The sequence below is a fragment of the Pseudomonas sp. D1HM genome (assembly GCF_019266105.1).
GTDB lineage: Bacteria > Pseudomonadota > Gammaproteobacteria > Pseudomonadales > Pseudomonadaceae > Aquipseudomonas > Aquipseudomonas taetrolens.
Map to the genome: position 1 here is coordinate 139528 of NZ_LRMN01000008.1, position 25670 is coordinate 165197.

The following is a 25670-nucleotide window of genomic DNA, read 5'->3' on the forward strand; positions in this document are numbered from 1 at the left end:
TTCAGTCGGGCTCACCGTGCGGATCGCCAGGAACATTCCCCCAGGCTCGCCTTGAATACCGCCAGATCGCCCATAAAAAAGGCCTCCCGAAGGAGGCCTTTTTAAATCACGCCGCTTGCGCGAACGCTACTGGATCAGCAGCTGTAGTACAGCTCGTATTCCAGTGGGTGTACGAAGGTACGTACCTGGATTTCTTCTTCGCTTTTCAGGGCGATGTAAGCGTCGATGAAATCGTCGCTGAAAACGCCGCCTTTGGTCAGGAACGCACGACCTTTGTCCAGCTCTTCCAGGGCTTCTTTCAGGCTGCCGCAAACTTGTGGGATCTCTTTCGCCTCTTCAGGCGGCAGGTCGTACAGGTTTTTGTCTGCAGCGTCGCCAGGGTGGATCTTGTTCTGGATACCGTCCAGACCAGCCATCATCAGTGCTGCGAAGCACAGGTACGGGTTGGCTGCCGGATCCGGGAAGCGTGCTTCGATACGGCGAGCCTTAGGGCTGGACACGTAAGGAATACGGATCGATGCGGAACGGTTGCGAGCCGAGTAGGCCAGCATGACCGGTGCTTCGAAACCTGGTACCAGACGCTTGTAGGAGTTGGTAGCCGGGTTGGTGAAGCCGTTCAGGGCCTTACCGTGCTTGATGATGCCGCCGATGAAGTACAGAGCGGTGTCGGACAGGCCGGCATAGCCTTCGCCAGCGAAGGTGTTCTTGCCTTCTTTGGAGATGGACATGTGGACGTGCATGCCCGAGCCGTTGTCGCCGTACAGAGGCTTAGGCATGAAAGTAGCGGTACGGCCGTAAGCGTCTGCCACGTTGTGTACGCAGTATTTCAGGGTCTGAACTTCGTCAGCCTTTTTCACCAGGGTGTTGAACTGCACGCCGATTTCGTTCTGGCCAGCCGTTGCCACTTCGTGGTGGTGAACTTCGATGACCAGGCCCATCTCTTCCATGGCGTTGCACATGGAGGTACGGATTTCGTGGTCATGGTCGAACGGCGGAACCGGGAAGTAGCCGCCTTTGACGCCTGGACGGTGGCCTTTGTTGCCGCCTTCCACGTCCTGGTCGGACATCCAGGAGCCTTGTTCGGAGTAGATCTTGAACATGGAACCGGAGATGTCGGACTTGAACTTCACTTGGTCGAAGATGAAGAACTCAGGCTCTGGACCGACGAATACGGTGTCGCCGATACCGGTGGACTTCAGGTATTCCTCGGCACGGGTAGCGATGGCGCGTGGGTCGCGGTCATAGCCTTGCATGGTCGAAGGTTCGATGATGTCGCACACCAGGATCAGCGTAGGCTGTTCGGTGAACGGGTCCAGAACGGCAGTGCTGTCGTCTGGCAGCAGGATCATGTCGGACGCTTCGATGCCTTTCCAGCCAGCAATGGAGGAGCCGTCGAACATTTTGCCGTCGGTGAAGAAGTTTTCATCGAACGCATCACGAGCCGGCATGGTTACGTGGTGCTGAGTGCCTTTGGTGTCAGTGAAGCGCAGATCAATCCACTTGACGTCATGATCTTTGATGAGTTGAACCGACTTCGACATAGTGTCCTCCGGGGTGGCTTCGGGCTGGTAGTGGAGTAGCCCGTTAAATGTGGTTGATGCCGGCGCGAATACTCTGCCAAGGCAACCTGCCTCACAAGGGAGCAAATTGCATGCCAGTGCCCCGACTTGGGTGGAATGCCCCAATCTCAAGCGCGTTAGCGCCGCAGACTACCTATTAGCGGGATTAATCGCACCCAAATGAGGCGAAATCCATGCTTTATGTTCTATTTTGGTGCGCGAAAAACCGTTTGTACGATAACTGGTTAAACCTTGAGCAATTTCCGCTATAATCCGCGCCCCCCTTTTTTGGCAGGCTGCTCGCGCGCTGTTTTCATGAAACTAATCGTTAAAGTCTTCCCCGAAATCACGATCAAGAGCCGTCCGGTTCGGATGCGTTTCGTCCGTCAATTGGCCAAAAACATCCGTGCCGTGCTCCGCGATCTGGACCCGGCTGTGGTGGTGACAGGCGTGTGGGACAACATCGAGCTGCAAACGCGCGTGAGTGACCCCAAAGCCTTGAAGGAAATGACCGATCGCCTGAGCTGCATGCCGGGCATTGCGCATTTCCTGCAAGTCGATGAGTACCCTTTGGGCGATTTCGACGACGTCGTTGCCAAGTGCAAATTGCACTTCGGTGAAACGTTGGCGGGTAAGGTCTTTTCGGTGCGCTGCAAGCGCGCTGGTAAGCACCCGTTTTCGTCCATGGAAGTCGAAAAATACGTCGGCAGTCAGCTGCGACGTCAGTGTGGTGCCGCCGGAATTTCGCTGAAAAACCCGGAAATTGAAGTCCGTATCGAAATTCGCGACCAACGGTTGTTTGTGATCCACAGCCAGCACGACAGCATCGGCGGTTATCCACTGGGGGCGCTTGAGCAAACCCTGGTGTTGATGTCCGGTGGCTTCGACTCGACGGTAGCGGCCTACCAGATCATGCGCCGCGGCCTGATGAGCCACTTTTGCTTCTTCAACCTCGGCGGGCGTGCCCACGAACTGGGCGTGATGGAAGTCGCGCACTATATATGGAAGAAGTACGGCAGCTCGCAGCGCGTGCTGTTTGTCAGCGTTCCGTTCGAAGAAGTTTTGGGGGAAATTCTCGGCAAAGTCGATAACAGTCATATGGGCGTCATTTTGAAGCGTATGATGTTACGCGCTGCGTCCCGTATTGCGGACCGGCTCGAAATCGATGCGCTGGTGACCGGCGAGGCGATTTCCCAGGTGTCCAGCCAGACGCTGCCCAACCTGTCGGTGATTGATTGCGTGACCGACAAACTGGTGTTGCGCCCACTGATTGCCAGCCATAAGCAGGACATCATCGACCAGGCGGTGCAAATCGGTACGGCCGATTTCGCCAAGCACATGCCTGAATATTGCGGGGTGATTTCGGTCAACCCCAAGACCCACGCAAAACGCAACCGCGTGGAGTACGAAGAACAACAGTTCGATATGGCTGTGCTTGAGCGAGCGCTTGAGCGGGCCAAACTGGTGCCGATCGATCGTGTGATCGATGAATTGGGCCAGGACTTGCAAGTCGAAGAGGTCAGCGAGGTGCTCGCGGGTCAGATCGTGATCGACATCCGTCACCCGGATGCTCAGGAAGATCAACCGCTGGAACTGGCTGGCATCGAAGTACAAGCGTTGCCGTTCTATGCACTGAACAGCCGCTTCAAGGAACTGGATGATACCCGTCAGTACCTGTTGTATTGCGACAAAGGCGTGATGAGTCGCCTGCATGCCCACCATTTGCTCAGTGAGGGACATGCCAATGTGCGCGTTTATCGACCGAGCTAAGAGCCCGGGGCTGTATGCCTGTGGCCTGCGTCACCGGCCCCCCGACGCCGCCGTCAAGCTGTAACGGCTTTCACGGACTCTACTGTTAATCGCTGCCTGGACTCAGTCAGCACACCGAATCCTCTGATCGAGATACACAAGTGATCGAAAATCTACGTAACATCGCCATCATTGCTCACGTTGACCACGGTAAAACTACCCTGGTAGACAAACTCTTGCGTCAATCCGGCACTCTGGAGCGCAACGAGCTCAACGACGAGCGCGTGATGGACTCCAACGACCAGGAAAAAGAGCGCGGCATTACCATTCTTGCCAAGAACACCGCTATCAACTGGAACGGCTACCACATCAACATCGTGGACACCCCGGGCCACGCCGACTTCGGCGGCGAAGTTGAACGCGTAATGTCGATGGTTGACTCCGTTCTGCTGCTGGTTGACGCTCAAGACGGCCCTATGCCGCAAACCCGTTTCGTGACCAAGAAGGCTTTCGAAGCCGGCCTGCGTCCAATCGTGGTCATCAACAAGGTTGACCGTCCAGGCGCGCGTCCGGACTGGGTTCTGGATCAGATCTTCGACCTGTTCGACAACCTGGGTGCTACCGAAGAACAGCTGGACTTCAAAGTGGTTTACGCCTCCGCCCTGAACGGTATTGCTGGTCTTGACCACACCGAAATGGCTGAAGACATGACCCCGCTGTACCAGTCGATCGTCGACAACGTACCAGCACCAAAAGTTGACCGTGACGGTCCGTTCCAGATGCAAATCTCGGCACTGGACTACAACAGCTTCCTGGGCATTATCGGCGTTGGCCGTATCGCTCGTGGTCGCGTCAAGCCGAACACTCCGGTTGTTGCCATCGACGCTGACGGCAAAAAACGCAACGGTCGTATCCTGAAGCTGATGGGTCACCACGGTCTGCACCGTGTAGACGTTGAAGAAGCTTCGGCAGGCGACATCGTTTGCATCAGCGGTATGGATTCGCTGTTCATCTCCGACACCCTGTGTGATCCGATGAACGTTGAAGCGATGAAGCCGTTGACCGTTGACGAGCCAACCGTTTCCATGACCTTCCAGGTAAACGACTCGCCTTTCTGCGGTAAAGAAGGCAAGTTCGTGACTTCCCGTAACATCAAGGAACGTCTGGACAAAGAGCTGCTGTACAACGTTGCACTGCGCGTTGAAGAAGGCGACTCGGCTGACAAGTTCAAGGTTTCCGGCCGTGGCGAACTGCACCTTTCGGTTCTGATCGAAACCATGCGTCGCGAAGGCTTCGAAATGGGCGTTGGTCGTCCAGAAGTGATCATCCGTCTTGTTGACGGCGTGAAGCACGAACCGTTCGAGAACGTAACCATCGACACCCCTGAAGATTCTCAGGGCAAGGTGATGGAAGAGATGGGCCTGCGTAAGGGCGACCTGACCAACATGGTGCCGGATGGCAAAGGCCGTGTTCGTCTGGAATACAACATCCCTGCTCGTGGTCTGATCGGTTTCCGTAACCAGTTCCTGACCCTGACCAACGGTGCTGGCATCCTGACCTCGATCTTCGACCGTTACGACGTTATGAAGTCGGGCCACATGTCCGGCCGTCAGAACGGCGTTCTGGTATCGGTTGAAACTGGCAAGGCGCTGACCTACTCCCTGGAAACTCTTCAGGCGCGTGGCAAGCTGTTCGTTGAGCACGGTCAAGAGATCTACAACGGTCAGATCGTTGGTCTGAACAGCCGTGACACCGACATGGGCGTTAACCCTACCAAGGGCAAGAAGCTCGACAACATGCGTGCTTCGGGTAAAGACGAAACCATCGCTCTGGTTCCACCGGTGAAATTCACCCTGGAACAAGCTCTGGAATTCATCCAGGACGACGAGCTGTGTGAAGTGACGCCTAAGTCCATCCGTCTTCGTAAGAAGATCCTGGACGAAGGCGAGCGTACCCGCGCTGCCAAAAAAGCCAAAAACTAAGTCACTTAGTTAGCGGTTACAAAAACGCCCCCGATCTTGCGGTCGGGGGCGTTTTTTTGTGTCCGGGATTTGCTCTTTAGCCGCTGCTGCAGGCTGCAATGGGCCGCGCGGCGGCGTTGCGAACCCGTATCGCAGCCCCAACAGGGCCGGGGGGTTAGAACACCATCAGCTTCTCGCTGCTGTTCTTACGTTCAACGGCCTTGGGGATGTACGCGCAATAGCCAGGACGTGGCCCTACTCGCGGGTGGTTGCGGCACGTGTCGGGGCGCTTTTCGTAGATGGTGCACATGCGCGATTTTCGATCCAGAAACAGGCAGTCGTTATTGCTCATGCGCTGCAGGGTGAAAATCCCCGACTTCTGGTTGAAGCGCTCTACGATCCCTTCTTTCTGCAGGCGCTTGGCGATGTTCTTGGGCGGGTCACCCAGCTCGAACTCATCGACGAGGCCGATGCGGACAAGGTCCTTGACCTTGACCTCGACCGGCAAGGTGCAGCAGCTGGAAATGCAGGAGCCGCACATGGGCGCGGAGTATTTGGCCCAGGTATCGAGACGGTCGATTTCCGCGGCGGCAATCAGGTTGGACTTCATCAGGCTTATATTCCAGCGTGCATCAGGGCGCGCGATCATACCGGGGTTGGCGAACGCGTGAACAACCATTTGCCGGATTTTCTCTCAAGGCCATGTTTTGAGGCGCTTTGCGGCCGGCCTGCCTCGTTTTGGGGCGGTGTGCATTCGGTCAGTTTTATTGCGTAAATCAGCAAAAAAAACCCGAATCAAAGCGCGTCCTGTCGGTCGAACGGTCTAGGCTGAACCCATTCTTTCTTCGAATCGCTTCATCTCGCTGAGGTTGTATCGATGGCTCAGGAACCGCTTGTTTGTGACGCACAGGTGGCCGCTTTTCGCGCTGCCGTCCTCGCCAAACTGACTTCCGCGGTGGGTAAGGACCCGGATCACGCGTTTGACCATGACTGGTTTGAAGCCATTGCACTGGCTGCCCGCGACCATATGGTCGAGCACTGGATGGACCACACGCGGCAGATTTATCGCAAAGGCCAGAAGCGGGTGTATTACCTCTCGCTGGAGTTTCTGATCGGGCGGTTGCTGTACGACAGCCTGAGCAACCTGGGGCTGCTGGATGTGGCGCGTGAGGCAATGGCCGAGCTTGGGGTCGACCTGGAGCGCATTCGCCTGCTGGAGCCTGATGCGGCCCTTGGCAACGGTGGCCTGGGTCGATTGGCTGCGTGTTTCATGGAAAGCATGTCGAGTCTGGGAATTGCTGCTCATGGTTACGGCATTCGCTATGAGCACGGGTTGTTCCGGCAGAGCATTGTCGATGGCTGGCAACAGGAGCAAACCGAGAACTGGCTGGATTTCGGCAACCCCTGGGAGTTTGAGCGCGCAGAGGTGGTGTACCACGTCGGCTTCGGCGGGGCGGTTGAAACCCGGCTGGACGAGCACGACCAGCCGCACCAGACCTGGTGGCCCGGTGAAACCGTGCGGGCCGTGGCCTATGACACGCCGGTTGTCGGCTGGCGCGGCGTCAGCGTCAACACCTTGCGTTTGTGGCGGGCGAGGGCGCTGCACGATCTGCACCTGGAGCGTTTCAATGCCGGTGACCACTTGGGTGCTGTCGCCGAGGTGGTCCGTGCAGAAAGCATTTCCCGGGTGCTGTACCCGGCAGACAGCAATGATGCGGGGCAGGAGCTGCGGCTGCGCCAGGAATACTTCTTTGTCTCGGCCTCGTTACAGGACCTGATCCGCCGTCATCTTAACCAGCATGATTCCTTGCTCAGCCTGGGCGAGCATGTGTCGATTCAACTGAACGACACGCACCCGTCAATTGCGGTCGCGGAACTGATGCGGGTGCTGGTCGATGAGCATGGCATCGCGTGGGAGGAGGCCTGGAAGGTCACCGTCGATACCTTGTCGTACACCAATCACACTTTGCTTCCCGAAGCCCTTGAGACATGGCCGGTAGGGCTGATGGAGCGCCTGTTGCCGCGCCACATGCAGATCATTTATTTGATTAACGCACACCATATCGATGCGTTGCGGGCCAAGGGTATCCACGATTTCGACGTGCTGCGTGCGGTGTCGCTGATCGAAGAAGACCACGGCCGCCGGGTCCGCATGGGCAACCTGGCGTTTTTGGGCTCCCACAGCGTCAACGGTGTGTCCGGGCTGCACACGCAATTGATGCGCAGCACGGTCTTTTCCGAACTGCATGCGCTCTACCCGAACCGGATCAACAACAAGACCAACGGCATTACCTTTCGCCGCTGGCTGTACCAGGCCAATCCGGCCCTGACCTCGATGCTGGTCAAGGCGCTCGGCAAGGAAGTCCTCGATCGGCCCGAGCAAAAACTGATCGAACTGGAACCTTTTGCCGAGCAGCCACAGTTCCGTATCCAGTTCGCCGAGCAACGCCTGAAGAGCAAATGCACCCTGGCGGCGCTGATTCAGGAACGGTTGGGGATCACGGTCAATCCCGAAGCCCTGTTTGATGTGCAGGTCAAACGCATCCATGAGTACAAGCGCCAGTTGCTCAACCTCCTGCACACCGTGGCGTTGTATCAGGCGATTCGGGCCGAGCCCGGAACCAACTGGGTGCCGCGGGTGAAAATCTTCGCTGGCAAGGCCGCCGCCAGTTACCACCAGGCCAAGCTCATCATCAAACTGTCCAACGACATCGCCCGCACCGTGAACAACGACCCAACGGTACGGGGTCTGCTCAAAGTGGTGTTTATCCCCAACTACAACGTCAGCCTGGCGGAAAGCATCATCCCGGCAGCGGATTTGTCCGAACAGATTTCTACCGCCGGCTACGAGGCTTCGGGTACCAGCAACATGAAGTTCGGCCTGAACGGAGCCTTGACCATCGGCACGCTGGATGGCGCCAACGTCGAAATGTGCGAGCGGGTAGGGGCTGAAAACATGTTCATTTTTGGTCTGACTTCGCGTCAGGTCGAAGCGCGCAAGCGCAGCGGTGAATTCCATGCCGGGCCTGACATTGCAGCTTCGCAACGGCTCGATGAAGTGCTGCAGGCCATCCGTGGTGGGGTGTTCTCATACGACGATCCCGCACGTTACACCGGGTTGATCGACTCGCTGATCGAATATGACCGGTTTTTGGTGTGCGCTGACTTTGATGCGTACTGGGAGGCTCAGATGCGGGTCGAGGCGCTCTGGCACGACAAGGATGCCTGGTGGCGCATGGCAGTATTGAACACGGCACGCATGGGCTGGTTTTCGTCGGACCGAACGATCCGGGAGTACGCGACCGAAATCTGGAAGGCCCTTGAATAGACCTCCTGCCCGCCTCAAACGACTGGGGCATGTGCCGTTTTTCGGCAGCCCCGGGCGGTTTATTTCACCCGTTAACTGAACCCGCTCGGCCGGATCTGCGTCTGACTAGAAGATTTGCACGACAACACGCGTTAAACTGCGCGGGTTTTTCGCCCCCTCCCCCTTGTTCGGAGCCTTACATGTCCCGCGTTACCCTGAGTCGCTATTTGATCGAGCAGACCCGCAGCAACAACACGCCTGCTGATTTGCGTTTCCTCATCGAAGTGGTGGCGCGTGCTTGCAAAGAGATCAGCCACGCCGTGTCCAAAGGCGCCCTGGGTGGTGTTCTGGGCAGCATGGGCACCGAAAACGTACAAGGTGAAGTGCAGAAGAAGCTCGACGTGATTTCCAACGAAATCCTGCTCGAAGCCAACGAATGGGGCGGTCACCTGGCCGGCATGGCGTCCGAAGAAATGGACAATGCCTACCAGATCCCGGGCAAATACCCGAAAGGCGCCTACCTGCTGGTATTCGATCCGCTGGACGGTTCGTCGAACATCGATATCAATGCTCCGGTCGGTACGATCTTCTCGGTGCTGCGTTGCCCGAACGAATACCTGACCCAGAACGAGCCGTTGAATGAAAAGGCCTTCCTGCAGCCAGGCACCCAACAGGTAGCGGCCGGTTACGCCATCTACGGCCCTCAGACCATGTTGGTACTGACCTTGGGCGACGGCGTAAAAGGCTTCACCCTGGACCGTGAAATGGGCAGCTTCGTACTGACTCACGAAGACATCACCATTCCTGAGGCTACCCAGGAATTCGCCATCAACATGTCCAACCAGCGTCACTGGGAAGCCCCGGTACAGCGCTACGTCGACGAACTGCTGGCGGGCGAAGAAGGCTCGTTGAAAAAGAACTTCAACATGCGCTGGGTCGCGGCGATGGTGGCCGACGTACACCGTATCCTGACTCGCGGTGGCCTGTTCATGTACCCGCGCGATAGCCGCGAGCCATCCAAGCCGGGCAAACTGCGTTTGATGTACGAAGCCAACCCGATGTCGTTCCTTGTTGAGCAGGCGGGCGGTGCGTCTACTGACGGCCATCAGCGCATTCTCGACATTCAGCCAGAAGGCCTGCACCAGCGCGTAGCGGTGTTCCTGGGCTCGAAAGAAGAAGTGGCGCGCATTACCTCGTACCACAAAGAGTAAGCCTCCATACCCTGTAGCCGCTGCCGCAGGCTGCGATGGGCTGCTCAGCAGCCCTGATATCAAGGGCCCTTGGCCCTTATCGCAGCCTTTGGCAGCGGCGACAGTGTTTCAGCAAACATCACGAATCGCGGTGTTTCTGATGGACCGCTATTTCTGGATTTACGCTTGCGAAGCAATCGGACGCAGCGTCGTTCCTTCGGCAGCGGCTACGGACAAAACCTCCCTCGCATTACCCCCGCCCAACAAATCCCTTCCCCCGCCGGGAACCTGCTCGCGCTTTTCTCTTCTAAGCTTGCATCTGGCAACTCTGCCGACTTTTCATCCAGGAGTTTTTCCATGAAGTTGCGTTATGTGGCGATGTTGTCGTTCTGCGTGTTGCTGACGGCGTGCAGCAAGGTTAATCAGGAGAACTACTCCAAACTTTCGTCCGGCATGACCAAGGCCGAGGTTGAGAAGTTGCTCGGCACACCTACCGATTGTTCAGGTGCGCTGGGCATGTCGAGTTGCACCTGGGGCGATCAGACGAGCTTTATCAGCGTGCAATATGCGGGCGATAAGGTGCTGATCTTTTCGGGTCAGGGTTTGAAATAAGGCGAACCAGGAGCATTAAACATGACACGTCTTTTGGCCAGCTTTGGCATCGCGCTGTTGTTGGCAGGGTGTGCCTCGTCCGAGATGGATTCCCTGGCACCGAAAACCGTCGAAAGTGTCGACCTCAAGCGCTATCAGGGCACCTGGTACGAACAGGCGCGGCTGCCGATGATTTTCCAGCGCAACTGCGCACAGTCTGAAGCGCACTACACCCTCAAGCCCGATGGCAACGTGGCGGTGTTGAATCGTTGCCGCGATGCTCAGGGCAAATGGCAGGAAGCCAAAGGTACAGCCAGCCCGCAAGTGGCCGGCAAAACCGATAAATTGTGGGTTGAGTTCGATAACTGGGTGTCGACCCTGCTGCCAGGCGTGACCAAAGGCGATTATTGGGTGCTGTACCTGGGGGACGACTACAGTACGGCGCTGGTGGGTAACCCCGACCGCCGTTATTTGTGGTTGCTGTCGCGCAAGCCGCACATCGATCAGCAAGTCCGTGACGAGCTGCTCAGCAAGGCTCAGCAACAGGGCTATGACACCACACGCTTGATTTGGCGAACGCCGGATTCTGAGATGCCAAAAGGCACGAAGTAACCAAGAAACGCCCCTCAACCTGCGTTGAGGGGCGCTGACTGCGGGCTTAGCCGCGCAGCAGGGTCTTCCAGGCGCGGTTCTGGTAAACAGCGATGGCTTGTTGTTTGCGAGCGTTGAGCAATTCGTCGTTGCTCTCCAGGTCATCAGTGATTGGCTGGTTGGCCAGGTCCTGCAACTTGTTCATCTCACCGTACAAACGGTCCACTTCCGGAATTTCCAGCACGCCGCGAGCCAGGCGCAACCAGGCCTGAATCCGTTCGATGCGTGGCAGTTGCTCAGCCAGGTCTTCAGGCTGCTGCTGGTAGCGATTCAAGCGCAAGGCAATCGCTTCGTCCGACAGCAGGCGCGGCAGCCAGCTGGCCAGCTGTGCAGCACCCTGGCGATTACCACGGGTGGTACCGCGGTCGACGGTCCAGGTGCGGGCCATCAGCCAGCGAGAAGTATTCAGCGAGAACTGGCCCCAGCGCGGGTCTTCCAGCTCCTCAAGGAACTGCTCAGGTGCGGCTTTACGCACGTCTTCGTCGTCCTGACCCACGTTGACCAGCGGGCGCCAGTCTTCGAGCAAGGCGTCGAGCGCGGCACGCAAGGCTTGCGTCGAAGGACGCGGAGCGGCTTGCCCCAGGCTGCTGACCAGTGCGCGTAGATCAATCAGCTGCTGAACCCAGTCTTGCAGCAGGCGCCAGTGGCCATTGAAACGATACTGCTCAGCCAGACGCTGGCTGCTGCCCAGCAGGTGCCAGGCCAGCGCGGTGAAGGCGTCGTCCAGCGGCATTTCAGGTGTCAGCTCGGGGGCTGGCAAGCTCACGGCGTAGCTGTTGGCGTCGAACAGGCGATAACCACGTTCGGCCTTGCTGATGTCACACGGCATCAGGGCCAGTTTTTCGGCCAGCTCGGCGGCCAGTTCCAGCAAAGCAGCCGGCTCACCTTCGCGCAGTTCGAGTTCCAGCTCGCAGATTTCTTCTTTCTGTTTGCCGGCAATGACGTGACCCAGGTCGAGAGCGGCCTCGATCACGACTTTGGCCTTGCCGCGGCCCCAGGAAATTTCAGCACGTTCGCGGACGAAATCCGTGGTGAAAATCGGCTTCAGGGTTTTTTTGTCCAGCTCGGCCAGTTCTTCAGGCCAGCATTCGCCGTCGAGCTTTTTGATGTCGAGTTTGGCTTTGGGCAGGTTCCAGTCGTACTCGTTACGTTCAGACAACCCGGCAATGCTTTGGCCGCGGGTCTTGAGGGTCTGGATAACGTCTTCGCCGTCACGACGCAGGCGCAGGGCAACCTTGGCCTTGGCCAGGTCGCGCTCTGGCGTGTCGAAGTACTGGTTCAACAACTCACGGCTTTCCCAGCCACTTTTGTTGCGCTTTTTCAGCAAAGGGTGCTCGCGCAGGGCGGCGAGGGTTTCGCGGCTGACGCGGAGTTTGATTTCGGTTTCTTTCTGCATGGCCGGAAAATCCAGGATCGGTGCGCAGCCGGGAAAAGTGTGGCTGCCAAGGCCGTGCAGTGTACAGGACAAGCCGGCCTGGCGGGCCGCGCGGGTTTATTCTGCAGCACAGATGGCTCTATGATGGGGCTTGCCCAGCTAACAGGATGTCAGCGCATGCCTTTACCTTCCCTGAAAGAGCAATTCGCTGCCTTGATCGGCACGCCGTCGGTCAGTTGCACCCAAGCCCATCTGGATCAATCCAATCGTGCCGTTATCGACTTGCTGGCCACTTGGCTCGCTGAATTGGGTTTCAGTTGCGATATCCAGCAGGTCAATCCCGGCAAATTCAATTTGCTCGCCAGTTTTGGCAGCGGGCCCGGCGGGCTGGTGCTGGCAGGTCACAGCGACACCGTGCCCTACGATGAAGCCCTGTGGCAGACCGATCCGCTCACGTTGACCGAAGTCGATAATCGCTGGGTTGGCCTGGGCAGTTGCGACATGAAAGGTTTTTTCGCCCTGATCATCGAGGCCGTTCGCCCGCTGCTCGACCAACCCTTCAAGCAACCGCTGCTGATTCTTGCCACCTGCGACGAAGAAACTTCCATGGCCGGCGCCAGGGCCCTGGTTGAAGCAGGCCGTCCGTTGGGGCGTGCGGCGGTCATTGGCGAGCCCACCGGGCTCAAGCCGATCCGCATGCACAAGGGGGTGATGATGGAGCGTATCGACATTTTGGGGCGCAGCGGCCACTCGTCCGATCCAAGCCTGGGCCACAGCGCCCTGGAAGCCATGCATGATGCCATCAGCGAGTTGAAAGGCCTGCGTCAGCAATGGCTGCACGAATACCGCAACCCCCAGTTCAGTGTGCCGCAGCCGACCCTGAACTTCGGCTGCATCCACGGTGGCGATAATCCCAACCGGATATGCGGCCAATGTTCGCTGGAGTTCGACCTGCGGCCTTTGCCGGGGATGGACCCGAACGCGTTGCGTGCAATCATTCGCAGCAAGCTGCAGCCTTTGGCCGAGCGGCATCAGGTAAAGATCGATTTTGCCCCGATTGCGGCCGGTGTGCCGCCGTTCGAACAGGCTGCCGATGCCGAGTTGGTGCGTGTCGCCGAGCGCCTCACCGGGCATCGCGCCGAAGCAGTAGCGTTTGGCACCGAAGCGCCTTATCTTCAGCAGCTTGGCTGCGAAACCGTGGTGCTGGGCCCGGGCGACATTGCCTGCGCGCATCAGCCGGGGGAATACCTCGAAATGTCACGTTTGCAGCCGACAGTGCGTCTATTAAGCCAACTGATCACCCACTATTGCCTGACCCCTTCGGCGCAGTAAATCGCCGATGCCCAGGTCCGTACACACAAGGAGAGCACGCGTGTCGCCAAGACTGTTTCGACGATAACTATCAGCCCGTTGTGCGTTAGCTGTTTTTGCCCTTTTTAGGCGGCTCATTTTTTACAGGCTTTAGTTATGCCCGATTACGTTAACTGGCTGCGTCACGCGTCTCCCTATATCAACGCCCACCGCGACTGCACCTTCGTGGTCATGCTCCCCGGCGACGGCGTGGCGCATTCCAACTTTGGCAATATCGTTCACGACCTGGTGCTGTTGCACAGTCTGGGTGTGCGGTTAGTGCTGGTCCACGGCTCGCGCCCGCAAATCGAAAGCCGCCTCGAAGCCCGGGGCCTGGTGCCGCATTACCACAAGGGCATGCGCATCACCGATGCACCGACCCTGGAATGTGTGATCGACGCCGTAGGTCAACTGCGCATAGCGATCGAAGCGCGCTTGTCGATGGACATGGCGTCTTCGCCGATGCAGGGCTCGCGCTTGCGTGTCGCCAGCGGCAACCTGGTCACCGCACGCCCGATCGGGGTGCTGGATGGCGTGGACTATCACCACACTGGCGAAGTGCGCCGGGTTGACCGCAAGGGCATCAATCGCTTGCTGGATGAGCGTTCGATCGTGCTGCTTTCGCCATTGGGTTACTCACCGACCGGCGAGATTTTCAATTTGGCCTGTGAAGATGTCGCCACCCGTGCGGCCATCGACCTGGGCGCTGACAAACTGCTGTTGTTTGGCGCCGAATCGGGTTTGCTCGATGAGCAAGGGCGATTGGTGCGTGAGTTGCGCCCACAGCAGGTGCCGGCTCACATGCGGCGTCTGGGCAGCGATTATCAGGCTGAATTGCTCGAAGCTGCGGCCGAGGCGTGCAGTGGCGGCGTGGCCCGCAGCCATATCGTCAGCTACGCCGAAGATGGCGCGCTGCTGACCGAGTTGTTCACCCGCAATGGTGGCGGCACGCTGGTGGCGCAAGAGCAGTTTGAAGTGACGCGTGAAGCGGCGATTGAAGACGTTGGCGGCTTGCTCGACCTGATCAGCCCGCTGGAAGAACAGGGCATTCTGGTGCGCCGCTCGCGGGAAGTGCTGGAACGCGAGATTGAACAGTTCAGCGTGGTTGAGCGTGAAGGCATGATCATCGCCTGTGCGGCGCTGTACCAGATTGCCGATTCGGACGCGGGTGAGCTGGCGTGCCTGGCGGTGAATCCTGAGTACCGTCATGGTCGTCGTGGCGATGAACTGCTGGAGCGCATCGAAAACCGTGCGCGGGCGCAGGGCTTGAAGACCTTGTTCGTCCTCACGACCCGTACCGCCCATTGGTTCCGTGAGCGCGGCTTTGAGCCAAGCAGCGTGGAGCGCCTGCCAGCAGCGCGGGCCTCGCTGTACAACTTCCAGCGTAATTCGAAGATCTTCGAGAAAGCCCTTTAAAGCCACACCCTTCTGCAGGAGCGAGCGTGCTCGCGACAGGATCAACGCGGTTTGTCAGTCCAACCGCGTTGTCTGCATCGCGAGCAAGCTCGCTCCTACAGGGTTGTGGTGTGTCTGCGGTCCTTCAAAACTCCTGCAAACACAGATCATCGATCACGGCCTTAAGCCTAGGCATGACGCTCCCCGTAGTTCGTACAGGAGACGGCACTTTCTCTGGCCACCACTCAGTTACTGATCGCCAGAATGCTCGCCTGGTACGAGGCTACAAACAGGTCGAAGTCGCCTTCTTCCTTTTGTTCGGTCTCGGTTTGTTCGAGCAAGGACTGCCGGGCTTTTTCTTCGAAAGCGGCCTGGTCTTCAGGGCTTAGCGGTTCGCTGCGGAAGAACTCGGCGTGGGCCATGCTCTGGCGCATCGAGAACTGGGCGAAGCTTTCCTTGTGTTCGACCATGCTGGCCAGGACTTTGGCTGACGGGGTCAGCGATACGTCCTTGACCTTGTTCAGTTGCTCATTCAGCGCCTTGCTGTGCAGGTCGCTGCCGTGGCTTTGATCGAGCAAAGCGGCCAGTGGGGCGATGCGTTCCATCAGCTCGGTGGCCCATTCCTTCATGTCGACGGCTTGGCCGTCGCGCTGCAATTGCAGGCCCGGACGGCGACCTTCCTTGACCACGCTCAAGAAGTTCGAGGTGCAGCTGCCACAGGCCGAACTGTCGAATTGCGGGCTTTCTTCCAGCGCGCAATACAGCAGGAAGGCGTCCAGGAAGCGGGATTCCGGCAGATCAATGCCCACGGGCAAGAACGGGTTGATGTCGAGCAGACGCACTTCAACGTATTGCACGCCACGCGACACCAGGGCCTGGATCGGACGTTCGCCGGTATAGGTCACGCGCTTGGGGCGGATGTTGGAGTAGTACTCGTTTTCGATTTGCAGGATGTTGGTGTTCAGTTGTACCCACTCGCCATCCTTGTGCGTACCGATTTCGACGTAGGGTGCATAAGGCGTGGCGACGGCTTTGCGCAGGCTGTCGGTGTAACTGTCGAGGTCGTTGTAACACGGCGTCAAACCGGCCTGGGCGTTGCTCTGGTAGCCCAGGTCGCTCATGCGCAGGCTGGTGGCATACGGCAGGTAAAGCGTTTCGGCATCCAGCTGTTCCAGCTGATGTGCACGGCCGCGCAGGAAGCCGGCATCCAGTGCAGGCGAGGCGCCAAACAGGTACATCAGCAGCCAGCTGTAGCGGCGGAAGTTACGAATCAGCGCGATGTAGGCGCTCGACTGGTAGTCGCGGTCTGTGCCGACAAAGCCTTCGGCCTGCTTGAGTACGGGCCACAACGCTTCTGGCAGCGAGAAGTTGTAATGGATCCCGGCGATGCACTGCATGGTCTTGCCGTAACGCAGCGCAAGGCCCTTGCGATAAACGTACTTGAGCTGCCCGATATTGGACGTGCCGTAGTAGGCAATCGGGATATCTTCTTCGGCCGGCAACGGGCACGGCATCGAAGGGCTCCACAGGTACTCGTCGCCGAGTTTGCTGTAGGCAAAGCGATGAATCTTGTCGAGGCTGGCCAGCGTGTCTGCCGGATCTGGCAGGGCCGGGGTGATGAACTCCAGCAGCGACTCGGAATAGTCGGTGGTGATCTGATCGTTGGTCAGGGCCGAGCCCAGTTCTTCGGGGTGCGGGGTCTGCGCCAAACGGGCATTCGCGGTAACGCGCAAGCATTCACGTTCGATACCGTGCAGGCATTGCCCCAGCAAGGTGAGATGAGTGTGCTCGCTGAGCAGAGCCAGGCGGCGGTTGAGAAGTTGGCTCAAGTTGGATTCCTTCACGCGTCAGTCGCCCCAATATGGGGGTGGTCAGGACGGTCTACAAGGGTGAAGTTGAAACTGGCGTGGTCGCCTGGCGTTGGTAAGTAAAACGTTGTTGCATGCCTGTATTCGGCCCTTGGCGCTCCGAGCGCATTTCAGCACCGCATTTGCAGTGCCGAAATTAACTCAAATGACCCAAGGACCGCTACAGCACAGCGAACGTGCCTTGCGCTTTTGCGACCAGCTTGTCGCCTTGCAGCACGTCAGCTTCGACCACCAGCGTGCGTCTGCCGGGGTGGATGACTTTGGCGATGCACAGCACATCGCCTTCAGACACGGCCCGCATGTAGTTGATCTTGCACTCGATAGTGGCGCTCTGCTGGTCGAAGCCGTGGGAGCTGGAGCACGCCAGGCCCATGCTGATATCAACCAGGCTGAACAGGGCACCTCCGTGCAGCTTGCCGGCGCGGTTGCGCAGCTGGGGTTCCAGGCTCAGCGCAACGTGCGCTACGCCGTTTTCCACAGACTGCACGCGGCAACCTATCAACGTGCTGTAGGCACTTTGGGTCAGGCTATCGGGGAGCGACATTAGCGTTTCTTCAACTGTTTGGCGTTGGCAAACAGCGAAGCCATCGCATTATTGCTCGGCGCGGCGGCAACGCTTTCTTTGCGTGGTGCCGTGTTTTGCTGGCGTGGGGCCGAGCCAGGGCGTGCGCCGCGAGCACCGTCGATTTTCTCGCCGGGGGTGTCGCTCATGCGCATCGACAGGCCGACGCGTTTACGCGGGATGTCGATTTCCATGACCTTGACCTTGACCACATCACCGGCTTTCACGGCCTCACGCGGGTCTTTGATGAACTTCTCGGACAAGGCCGAGATGTGCACCAGACCGTCCTGGTGTACGCCGATATCGACGAAGGCTCCAAAGTTGGTCACGTTGGTGACGACACCTTCCAGAATCATCCCCAGTTGCAGGTCCTTGAGGTCTTCAACGCCTTCCTGGAATTCGGCCGTTTTGAACTCGGGGCGAGGGTCGCGACCAGGCTTTTCCAGCTCTTGCAGGATGTCGGTGACCGTCGGCAGGCCGAAGGTTTCATCGGTGAATTTCTTGGGGTCAAGGCGCTTGAGGAAGCTGGCGTCACCGATCAGCGAGCGAATGTCGCGCTCGGTGTCCGAAGCAATGCGTTTGACCAGTGGATAGGCTTCCGGGTGAACGGCCGAGCTGTCCAGAGGGTTGTCGCCATTCATCACGCGCAAAAAGCCTGCGGCTTGCTCGAAGGTTTTTTCTCCCAGACGGCTGACTTTCTTCAGTGCAGCCCGGGTTTTGAACGCGCCGTTTTCATCGCGATGATTGACGATGTTTTGTGCCAGTGTGGCATTGAGCCCGGAAATACGGGCCAGCAGCGCGACTGACGCCGTGTTCACGTCCACGCCCACGGCGTTCACGCAGTCTTCAACCACCGCGTCCAGCCCGCGTGCCAGCTTGAGCTGGGACACGTCGTGCTGGTATTGGCCGACGCCGATGGATTTCGGATCGATCTTCACCAGTTCGGCCAGTGGATCTTGCAGGCGGCGAGCAATCGACACCGCGCCACGGATCGATACGTCCAGATCGGGAAATTCCTTGGCGGCCAGTTCCGACGCCGAGTACACCGAGGCACCTGCTTCCGAAACCATCACTTTGGTGACTTTCAGTGCCGGGTATTTTTTGGCCAGATCGGCCACCAGTTTGTCGCTTTCACGGCTGGCGGTGCCGTTGCCGATGGCGATCAGCTCAACCGAATGCTTGGCGCACAGGGCGGCCATGACGGCGATGGTCTGGTCCCACTTGTTGTGCGGTACGTGGGGGTAGACGGTGGCGTATTCGAGCAGTTTGCCCGTGGCATCGACCACGGCCAGCTTGCAGCCGGTGCGCAGGCCCGGGTCCAGGCCGAGGGTTGCACGCGGGCCCGCGGGAGCGGACAGCAGCAAGTCATGCAGGTTGTGGGCGAACACATTGATCGCTTCGGTTTCTGCGGCTTCACGCAGCTCACCCAGCAAGTCGGTTTCGAGGTGGGTGTACAGCTTGACCTTCCAGGTCCAGCGCACCACTTCACTCAGCCATTTGTCTGCCGGGCGGTTTTGATTCTGCAGGCCGAAGCGTTCGGCGATCATCATCTCGCCGGGGTGCATGCTGCCTGGCAGCTCTTCACCCACTTTGAGCGAGGAGCTGAGAATCCCTTCGTTGCGGCCACGGAAAATCGCCAGTGCGCGGTGCGACGGCATGCTTTTGAGCGGTTCGTCATGTTCGAAGTAGTCGCGGAACTTGGCCCCTTCCTCTTCCTTGCCCGGGATCACACGGGCGCTGAGGGTGGCTTCCTGCTTCAGGAAGCTGCGCAGCTTGTCCAGCAGGCTAGCGTCTTCAGCGAAGCGCTCCATGAGGATGTACTTGGCGCCATCGAGCGCAGCCTTGACGTCGGCGACCCCTCTTTCGGCGTCGACAAAGCGGGCGGCTTCGGTTTCAGGGCTCAGGCCAGCATCGTTGAACAGGCCGTCAGCCAGCTCGCCGAGGCCGGCTTCCAGGGCGATCTGGCCCTTGGTGCGGCGCTTTTGCTTGTACGGCAGATACAAGTCTTCGAGGCGGGTCTTGGTGTCAGCGAGCTTGATGTCGCGGGCCAGCTCGGGGGTCAGTTTGCCTTGCTCTTCGATGCTGGCAAGGATGCTGATACGCCGTTCGTCGAGTTCACGCAGGTAGCGCAGGCGTTCTTCCAGATGACGTAACTGGGTGTCATCCAGGCTGCCTGTCACTTCCTTACGGTAGCGAGAAATGAAGGGTACGGTGGAGCCTTCATCCAGAAGAGCGACGGCCGCTTCGACCTGCTGCGGGCGCACGCCAAGTTCTTCGGCGATGCGGCTGTTGATGCTGTCCATAAATCCACCTGACAAATTGTGATGCAGGCTCGCACGCCCGGGCTTTAAGGCTTGCGAGGCTGGTTGAGCGGCCTGGAAGGCACCGCTACCTGGGCCAAAAGGGCAGCCTGTTGACCCGCGAAATCAGAAAATTACGGCGTCCGTTGAAAAAATAAATCCTGCCGCAATCATTAAAAATCCAAGATTGCCTGACACAAAAGGCGGCGCATTATAACCAGCGTTCCCGGATTCAGGGGACAGCGCGCTGTGCTCGCAATGATCCGGGTGCTGGTTGTGAAGGAAAAATCTGCTAACAATGCACACGATGCGTATAACAGCAGCTAAGCCATAATGCGCGCCGAGATCAAAGGAGCATCCAATGAGCAGCACTGCACAAACTGCCGAAGGCGAAAAAATCCTCATCGTTGATGACGATCCCGGGCTGAGCAGCCTGCTGGAACGTTTCTTCGTCAGCAAGGGCTATCGCGCCCGCGCTGTGCCTAACGTTGAACAAATGGACCGTTTGCTGGCACGCGAGGTGTTCAACCTTGTGGTGCTGGATCTGATGCTGCCTGGTGAAGACGGCCTGTCAGCCTGCCGCCGTCTGCGCGCAGCGAACAATCGGGTACCGATCATCATGCTCACCGCCAAGGGCGATGAGCTGAGCCGTATCAAGGGGCTGGAACTGGGTGCCGACGACTACCTGGCCAAACCGTTCAACCCTGATGAGCTGATGGCGCGGGTGCGTGCGGTGTTGCGCCGTCAATCGGCTCCGGTGCCGGGTGCACCGGGCAGCGAAGACGAAAGCGTCACCTTCGGTGATTACGAATTGTCGCTGGCAACCCGTGAACTCAAGCGTGGCGATGAAGTTCACATGCTCACCACCGGTGAGTTCGCGGTGCTCAAAGCCCTGGTCATGCATGCCCGCGAGCCGTTGACTCGCGACAAGCTGATGAACCTGGCGCGTGGTCGCGAATGGGATGCTCTGGAGCGTTCAATCGACGTTCAGATTTCCCGCTTGCGCCGCATGATCGAACCCGATCCTTCCAAGCCGCGCTATATCCAGACTGTCTGGGGCGTCGGTTATGTGTTCGTGCCGGATGGCAATGCCGCCAAGTGATTGATCATTTGTAGGAGCGAGCCACGCAGCGTGTTCCAGCGCCAGCGTGGCTCGCGATCCAACTTTTTGCGGGTCTCCGAACTCGCTCCTGCAAAGTGTAAAAGCAGCTGTCTATGAAAACCCCTCTCTGGTTTCCCCAAAGTTTTTTCTCCCGCACCCTCTGGCTGGTCCTGATCGTTGTCCTGTTTTCCAAGGCGCTGACGCTGGTTTATCTGTTGATGAACGAGGACGTGCTGGTTGATCGCCAATACAGCCACGGCGTGGCGCTGACCCTGCGGGCTTACTGGGCTGCGGATGAAGAAGACCGCAACAAGATTGCCGATGCGGCCGGTTTGATCCGTGTCGTGGGGGGCGGTGTGCCCGAGGGCGAGCAACACTGGCCTTACAGTGAAATTTACCAGCGTCAGATGCAGGCTGAGCTGGGGGCTGACACCGAGGTCCGGCTGCGGGTGCATGCGCCGCCTGCGTTGTGGGTGCGGGCACCTAGCCTGGGCGATGGATGGCTGAAAGTCCCGCTGTACCCGCATCCGTTGCGGGGGCAGAAGATCTGGAGTGTGCTGGGGTGGTTCCTGGCCATCGGCTTGTTGTCCACCGCCTCTGCGTGGATTTTCGTCAGCCAGCTCAACCAGCCATTGAAACGCCTGGTCTATGCCGCACGTCAGTTGGGGCAGGGGCGCAGTGTGCGCTTGCCGATCAGCGACACGCCCAGCGAAATGACCGAGGTCTACAGTGCATTCAACCAAATGGCTGAAGATGTCGAGCAGGCGGGGCGTGAGCGCGAGCTGATGCTGGCGGGCGTGTCCCATGACCTGCGAACCCCGCTGACGCGCTTGCGGCTGTCTCTGGAGTTGATGGGCAACCACAGCGACCTGACAGACGACATGGTGCGCGACATTGAAGACATGGACGCAATCCTTGACCAGTTTCTGGCATTTATTCGAGATGGCCGCGATGAGCCGGTCGAAGAAGTCGACCTGTGTGAACTGATCCGTGAAGTGGTGGCGCCTTACAACCAGAATGAAGACAAAGTGCGCTTGCGGCTGCAGCCCATTCAGCCGTTTCCGCTGCGCAGGGTGTCAATGAAGCGCCTGCTCAATAACCTGATCGGCAATGCCCTGCACCATGCGGGCGAAGATGTTGAAGTGGCGGCTTATGTATCTGGAGACACCAGCGCTCCCTATGTGGTGTTGAGTGTCATGGACCGCGGCATGGGGATTGATCCTGCCGAACTCGAAGACATCTTCAATCCGTTCATTCGCGGTGATCGGGCACGAGGCGGCAAGGGCACAGGGTTGGGTCTTGCAATCGTCAAGCGTATCGCCTCCATGCACGGCGGCAATGTCGAGTTGCGTAACCGTGCGGGTGGAGGTCTCGAAGCACGGGTGCGCTTGCCTCTGGGGCTGATGCTTCCACGAGGCGCGGTATAGCCTCGACGGGCATTCTGTAGCCGCTGCCGAAGGGCCGCGATGGGGTACGCAGCGACCCTGTTGTTTAAGGTCCTTCGGCCCTTATCGCCGCCTGCGGCAGCGGCTACATCAGTGTTTAACCTTTGCCTTTGGTGCGGGTCATGTTCGGGCCGCTGTTTTTCTCGAGATGCTCAATGATGATCCCGGCCACGTCCTTGCCCGTGGTTGTTTCGATACCTTCCAGCCCTGGCGATGAGTTGACCTCCAGCACCAGAGGGCCGTGGTTGGAGCGCAGGATATCAACCCCCGCCACACTCAATCCCATGACCTTGGCAGCACGGATCGCGGTCATGCGCTCTTCGGGCGTGATTTTGATCAGGCTGGCGCTGCCACCCCGATGCAGGTTGGAGCGGAACTCCCCCGGCTTGGCCTGGCGCTTCATGGCTGCGATGACCTTGTCACCCACGACAAAGCAGCGAATATCGGCGCCGCCGGCTTCCTTGATGTATTCCTGCACCATGATGTTTTGCTTGAGGCCCATGAAGGCCTCGATCACCGACTCGGCAGCGGTGGCGGTTTCGCACAGCACCACACCGATGCCTTGTGTTCCTTCCAGTACCTTGATCACCAGCGGGGCACCGTTGACCATCTCGATCAAGTCGGGGATGTCATCCGGCGAGTGGGCAAATCCGGTGACCGGCAAGCCCAGGCCGCGGCGTGACAGCAGTTGCAGCGAGCGCAATTTGTCCCGCGAACGGGCAATGGCTACCGACTCGTTGAGCGGGAAGACCCCCATCATTTCGAACTGGCGCAAGACCGCGCAGCCATAAAACGTGACCGAAGCGCCAATGCGCGGGATCACCGCGTCAAAGCCTTCGATCGGCTTGCCGCGATAGTGGATCTGCGGCTTATGACTGGCAATGTTCATATAGGCGCGCAGGGTATCGATCACTACCATTTCATGGCCTCGTTCGGTCCCGGCCTCAACCAGACGACGAGTGGAATACAGACGCGGGTTACGCGACAGCACAGCGATCTTCATGCAACACCTGTGGCAGAGGTAGTAGTGACCGGAAATACCGGCTTGTCTTGTACGTATTTGAGCCCCGGGTTAACGACCAATTGACCGTGGACCAGGGCTTTGGAGCCCAGTAGCAGGCGATAACGCATGGATTTTCGGCAGGCGAGGGTGAATTCGACCTCCCAGACGCGATCACCCAGTGCCAGGCCCGTGCGAATCACATAGCGCACCTGCGCATGGCCGTTGGAGCTTTTAATGGTTTTCATCGCAACCAGCGGCGCTTCGCAGTGGCGGTGACGCAACTGGACCAAGGTGCCCAGATGGGCATTGAAACGAACCCATTTCACACCGTCGCGCTCGAATGGCTCGATTTCGGTAGCGTGCAGGCTGGAGGTACTGGCACCGGTGTCGATTTTCGCCCGCAGGCCTGCGACTCCCAGATCGGGAAGCGCCACCCACTCGCGCAGACCGACAACGGTCAAATGGTCAAAAGTCTTCAATATAAATAACCAGCGTTTAACGTATCCGGGCAGCAGGAGAAACCCTGCAGGTCAATCATCGGCGAGGGCTGGAATGCCTTCAGCGGTATTCACGCAGAATATCCGGCAAATGGCGACAGTTATCTACGTGTAGGCTACTCCCGTGCTGGGCATTCTATCGGCTGGTTTGATTCCTTGGATCATCAGAAGTGGTAGTACAGTTCCGACTATTTGAAAGAAGAGGACGGCAAATGGCGCAGAAGCAGGCAGAGGACGACAAGATCCGGCTGGACAAGTGGCTATGGGCGGCCCGTTTTTATAAAACCCGGGCCTTGGCCAAAGCAGCGATCGAGAGCGGCAAGGTTCACTGTCGCGGCGAGCGTTGCAAGCCGGGCAAGGAGCCGCGCGTGGGCGATGAGCTGCAAATTCGCGTCGGGCTTGAAGAGCGCACCGTCGAAGTCAAAGCGCTGTCTACGGTGCGGGGCGGTGCTCCGCAAGCCCAGTTGCTGTACGCCGAAACCGAGCAAAGTATCCTCAAGCGTGAAAACGCAGCCGCCATGCGCAAGGCGGGCGCGATGGGAATCAGTACGGACGGCAAACCGACCAAGAAACAACGTCGCCAATTGCACCAGTTCCATGACACCAGCAGTGAGGCGTGAGCAAACCCGGAAGGCCGTACGTCGAGTCTGTGCCCATATGCCTTGTAACCGCCTGTGTACGGCGCCATATAGGGTTTATTAGTCTGCGGGCTGCTCGCGCTTTCAGCGTTTGATCCCATGCTTTGTTAGACTTGAACACATTTTGTCACCCATTCAGAACTCTATTCTTATGTCCGATCTACACAAAACAGATGCTACACAACGCTTCATGTTCGACAGCAATGATGCCCGCGGCGAGTTGGCTTCGCTGGAGCAGAGCTACGCCGAAGTGTTGGCCAAACACGATTACCCACAGCCGGTTCAACAGCTGTTGGGCGAACTGATGGCGGCGGCTGCGTTGCTGGTGGGCAACCAGAAAATTGACGGCTTGCTCAGCCTGCAGGCTCGCTCTGAAGGCCCGGTGCCCCTGTTGATGATCGAGTGCACCAGTGAGCGTGAAATACGCGGTCTGGCACGTTTTGATGCGGACAAGATCGCGGCAGATGCCACCCTGGCAGACCTGCTGCCCAACGGCGTGCTGGCCATTACCATTGACCCGACCGTGGGCAAGCGCTACCAGGGCATCGTGGACCTGAATGGCACCACGCTGGCAGATTGCTTCACCAACTATTTTGTGATGTCCGAGCAAGTGCCGACCCGTTTCTGGCTGGTCGCTGATGGGCAGCGTGCTCGAGGCATGTTCTTGCAGCAACTGCCTGCCGACGTCATTGAAGACGAAGACGAACGTGCCGACAGCTGGAGCAAGTTGCTCATGCTGGGCGATACGCTCAAGGCCGAAGAGTTGCTGGGGCTGGATAACGAAACTATTTTGCATCGCCTCTATCACGAAGAAACCGTACGTCTGTTTGACGGCCAGGCCATTGAGTTCAAGTGCAGCTGCTCGCGTGAGCGTTCCGGCAATGCATTGACCAGCCTGGGCCTGGAAGATGCCCAAAAAGTGGTCAGTGAGCACGGCGGCCACCTCGAAATTGACTGCCAATTCTGTAACGAGCGTTACCTGTTCGATGCTGCAGACGTTGATCAATTGTTTGCCGGTGCCGGGGTTGACTCGCCTTCTGAGACTCATCACTAAAACGTTTCAGCGCAGGTAAAACACCTGTCAAAGCCCGTTCTTACGCGGTTCTGACAGGTGGGGCCTACTCTTT

The 25670-nt window shown here is 58.4% G+C and carries 20 protein-coding genes; 12 read left to right on the top strand and 8 right to left on the bottom strand.

Annotated elements, in window-relative coordinates; all coding sequences use genetic code 11:
• Nucleotides 1-134: 134 nt before the first annotated feature.
• Nucleotides 135-1541, bottom strand: coding sequence for a glutamate--ammonia ligase (glnA, locus tag AWM69_RS12485; protein ID WP_218726987.1), 1407 nt, complete (start codon nt 1539-1541; stop codon nt 135-137).
• Between the two features lie 333 nt (nt 1542-1874).
• Between glnA and thiI the strand changes: the two genes are divergently transcribed.
• Nucleotides 1875-3329: a tRNA uracil 4-sulfurtransferase ThiI gene (thiI, locus tag AWM69_RS12490; protein WP_048383985.1), complete on the top strand. Its 1455-nt coding sequence runs from the start codon at nt 1875-1877 to the stop codon at nt 3327-3329.
• A gap of 140 nt (nt 3330-3469) precedes the next feature.
• On the top strand, nt 3470-5290 hold the full coding sequence (typA, locus tag AWM69_RS12495; RefSeq protein WP_218726989.1) for a translational GTPase TypA: 1821 nt from the start codon (nt 3470-3472) through the stop codon (nt 5288-5290).
• A gap of 154 nt (nt 5291-5444) precedes the next feature.
• On the opposite strand, the gene AWM69_RS12500 is transcribed toward typA, so the two are convergent.
• On the bottom strand, nt 5445-5882 hold the full coding sequence (locus AWM69_RS12500) for a YkgJ family cysteine cluster protein (RefSeq protein WP_048384039.1): 438 nt from the start codon (nt 5880-5882) through the stop codon (nt 5445-5447).
• A gap of 264 nt (nt 5883-6146) precedes the next feature.
• Here AWM69_RS12500 and AWM69_RS12505 point away from each other — a divergent pair, with 264 nt between their 5' ends.
• The 4 genes from AWM69_RS12505 to AWM69_RS12520 all read left to right on the top strand — a co-directional run bounded on the left by AWM69_RS12505 (nt 6147) and on the right by AWM69_RS12520 (nt 10969).
• Nucleotides 6147-8597, top strand: coding sequence for a glycogen/starch/alpha-glucan phosphorylase (locus tag AWM69_RS12505; RefSeq protein ID WP_218726991.1), 2451 nt, complete (start codon nt 6147-6149; stop codon nt 8595-8597).
• 179 nt (nt 8598-8776) lie between these two features.
• Nucleotides 8777-9787, top strand: coding sequence for a class 1 fructose-bisphosphatase (locus AWM69_RS12510; RefSeq protein WP_131654765.1), 1011 nt, complete (start codon nt 8777-8779; stop codon nt 9785-9787).
• A gap of 336 nt (nt 9788-10123) precedes the next feature.
• A complete protein-coding gene (bamE, locus tag AWM69_RS12515; RefSeq protein ID WP_048383990.1) occupies nt 10124-10378 on the top strand; it encodes an outer membrane protein assembly factor BamE in 255 nt (84 codons plus the stop codon).
• Between the two features lie 21 nt (nt 10379-10399).
• A complete protein-coding gene (locus AWM69_RS12520; RefSeq protein WP_131654764.1) occupies nt 10400-10969 on the top strand; it encodes a lipocalin family protein in 570 nt (189 codons plus the stop codon).
• Between the two features lie 46 nt (nt 10970-11015).
• Here the strand turns inward: AWM69_RS12520 and AWM69_RS12525 are convergent, their stop codons facing one another.
• Nucleotides 11016-12404: an inorganic triphosphatase gene (locus AWM69_RS12525; protein WP_218726992.1), complete on the bottom strand. Its 1389-nt coding sequence runs from the start codon at nt 12402-12404 to the stop codon at nt 11016-11018.
• Between the two features lie 156 nt (nt 12405-12560).
• Here AWM69_RS12525 and argE point away from each other — a divergent pair, with 156 nt between their 5' ends.
• On the top strand, nt 12561-13715 hold the full coding sequence (gene argE / locus AWM69_RS12530) for an acetylornithine deacetylase (protein ID WP_131654763.1): 1155 nt from the start codon (nt 12561-12563) through the stop codon (nt 13713-13715).
• Between the two features lie 135 nt (nt 13716-13850).
• Nucleotides 13851-15149, top strand: a complete 1299-nt coding sequence (argA, locus tag AWM69_RS12535; protein WP_131654762.1) for an amino-acid N-acetyltransferase — start codon at nt 13851-13853, stop codon at nt 15147-15149.
• A 224-nt stretch (nt 15150-15373) separates the two neighbouring features.
• On the opposite strand, the gene gshA is transcribed toward argA, so the two are convergent.
• The 3 genes from gshA to AWM69_RS12550 all read right to left on the bottom strand — a co-directional run bounded on the left by gshA (nt 15374) and on the right by AWM69_RS12550 (nt 19861).
• Nucleotides 15374-16957 carry a glutamate--cysteine ligase gene (gene gshA / locus AWM69_RS12540; protein ID WP_131654761.1) on the bottom strand — a complete coding sequence of 528 codons (1584 nt, stop codon included), beginning with the start codon at nt 16955-16957 and terminating at the stop codon, nt 15374-15376.
• 199 nt (nt 16958-17156) lie between these two features.
• Nucleotides 17157-17540, bottom strand: coding sequence for a PaaI family thioesterase (locus AWM69_RS12545; protein WP_048384002.1), 384 nt, complete (start codon nt 17538-17540; stop codon nt 17157-17159).
• Nucleotides 17540-19861 carry a Tex family protein gene (locus tag AWM69_RS12550; protein ID WP_218726994.1) on the bottom strand — a complete coding sequence of 774 codons (2322 nt, stop codon included), beginning with the start codon at nt 19859-19861 and terminating at the stop codon, nt 17540-17542. The genes AWM69_RS12545 and AWM69_RS12550 overlap by 1 nt, the downstream gene beginning before the upstream one ends.
• A gap of 358 nt (nt 19862-20219) precedes the next feature.
• Here AWM69_RS12550 and ompR point away from each other — a divergent pair, with 358 nt between their 5' ends.
• Complete coding sequence (ompR, locus tag AWM69_RS12555; RefSeq protein WP_048384004.1) at nt 20220-20960, top strand: two-component system response regulator OmpR; 741 nt, start codon at nt 20220-20222, stop codon at nt 20958-20960.
• Between the two features lie 113 nt (nt 20961-21073).
• Nucleotides 21074-22387 (top strand): ATP-binding protein, encoded by a 1314-nt coding sequence (locus AWM69_RS12560; protein ID WP_131654759.1) that lies wholly within the window; start codon nt 21074-21076, stop codon nt 22385-22387.
• A 115-nt stretch (nt 22388-22502) separates the two neighbouring features.
• Here AWM69_RS12560 and rimK read toward each other — a convergent pair whose 3' ends face one another.
• Both rimK and AWM69_RS12570 read right to left on the bottom strand, forming a co-directional pair.
• Complete coding sequence (gene rimK, locus AWM69_RS12565) at nt 22503-23408, bottom strand: 30S ribosomal protein S6--L-glutamate ligase (RefSeq protein WP_048384007.1); 906 nt, start codon at nt 23406-23408, stop codon at nt 22503-22505.
• Entirely contained in the window at nt 23405-23854 is a 450-nt protein-coding gene (locus AWM69_RS12570; RefSeq protein ID WP_172601069.1) for an ATP-dependent zinc protease, read from the bottom strand. The genes rimK and AWM69_RS12570 overlap by 4 nt, the downstream gene beginning before the upstream one ends.
• Nucleotides 23855-24117: 263 nt before the next feature.
• Here AWM69_RS12570 and AWM69_RS12575 point away from each other — a divergent pair, with 263 nt between their 5' ends.
• A complete protein-coding gene (locus tag AWM69_RS12575; RefSeq protein ID WP_218726996.1) occupies nt 24118-24525 on the top strand; it encodes an RNA-binding S4 domain-containing protein in 408 nt (135 codons plus the stop codon).
• Nucleotides 24526-24694: 169 nt separating this feature from the next.
• The gene (gene hslO, locus AWM69_RS12580) at nt 24695-25597 is read left to right on the top strand and encodes an Hsp33 family molecular chaperone HslO (RefSeq protein ID WP_131654757.1); all 903 of its coding nucleotides are present in this window, start codon (nt 24695-24697) and stop codon (nt 25595-25597) included.
• Nucleotides 25598-25670: the final 73 nt, after the last annotated feature.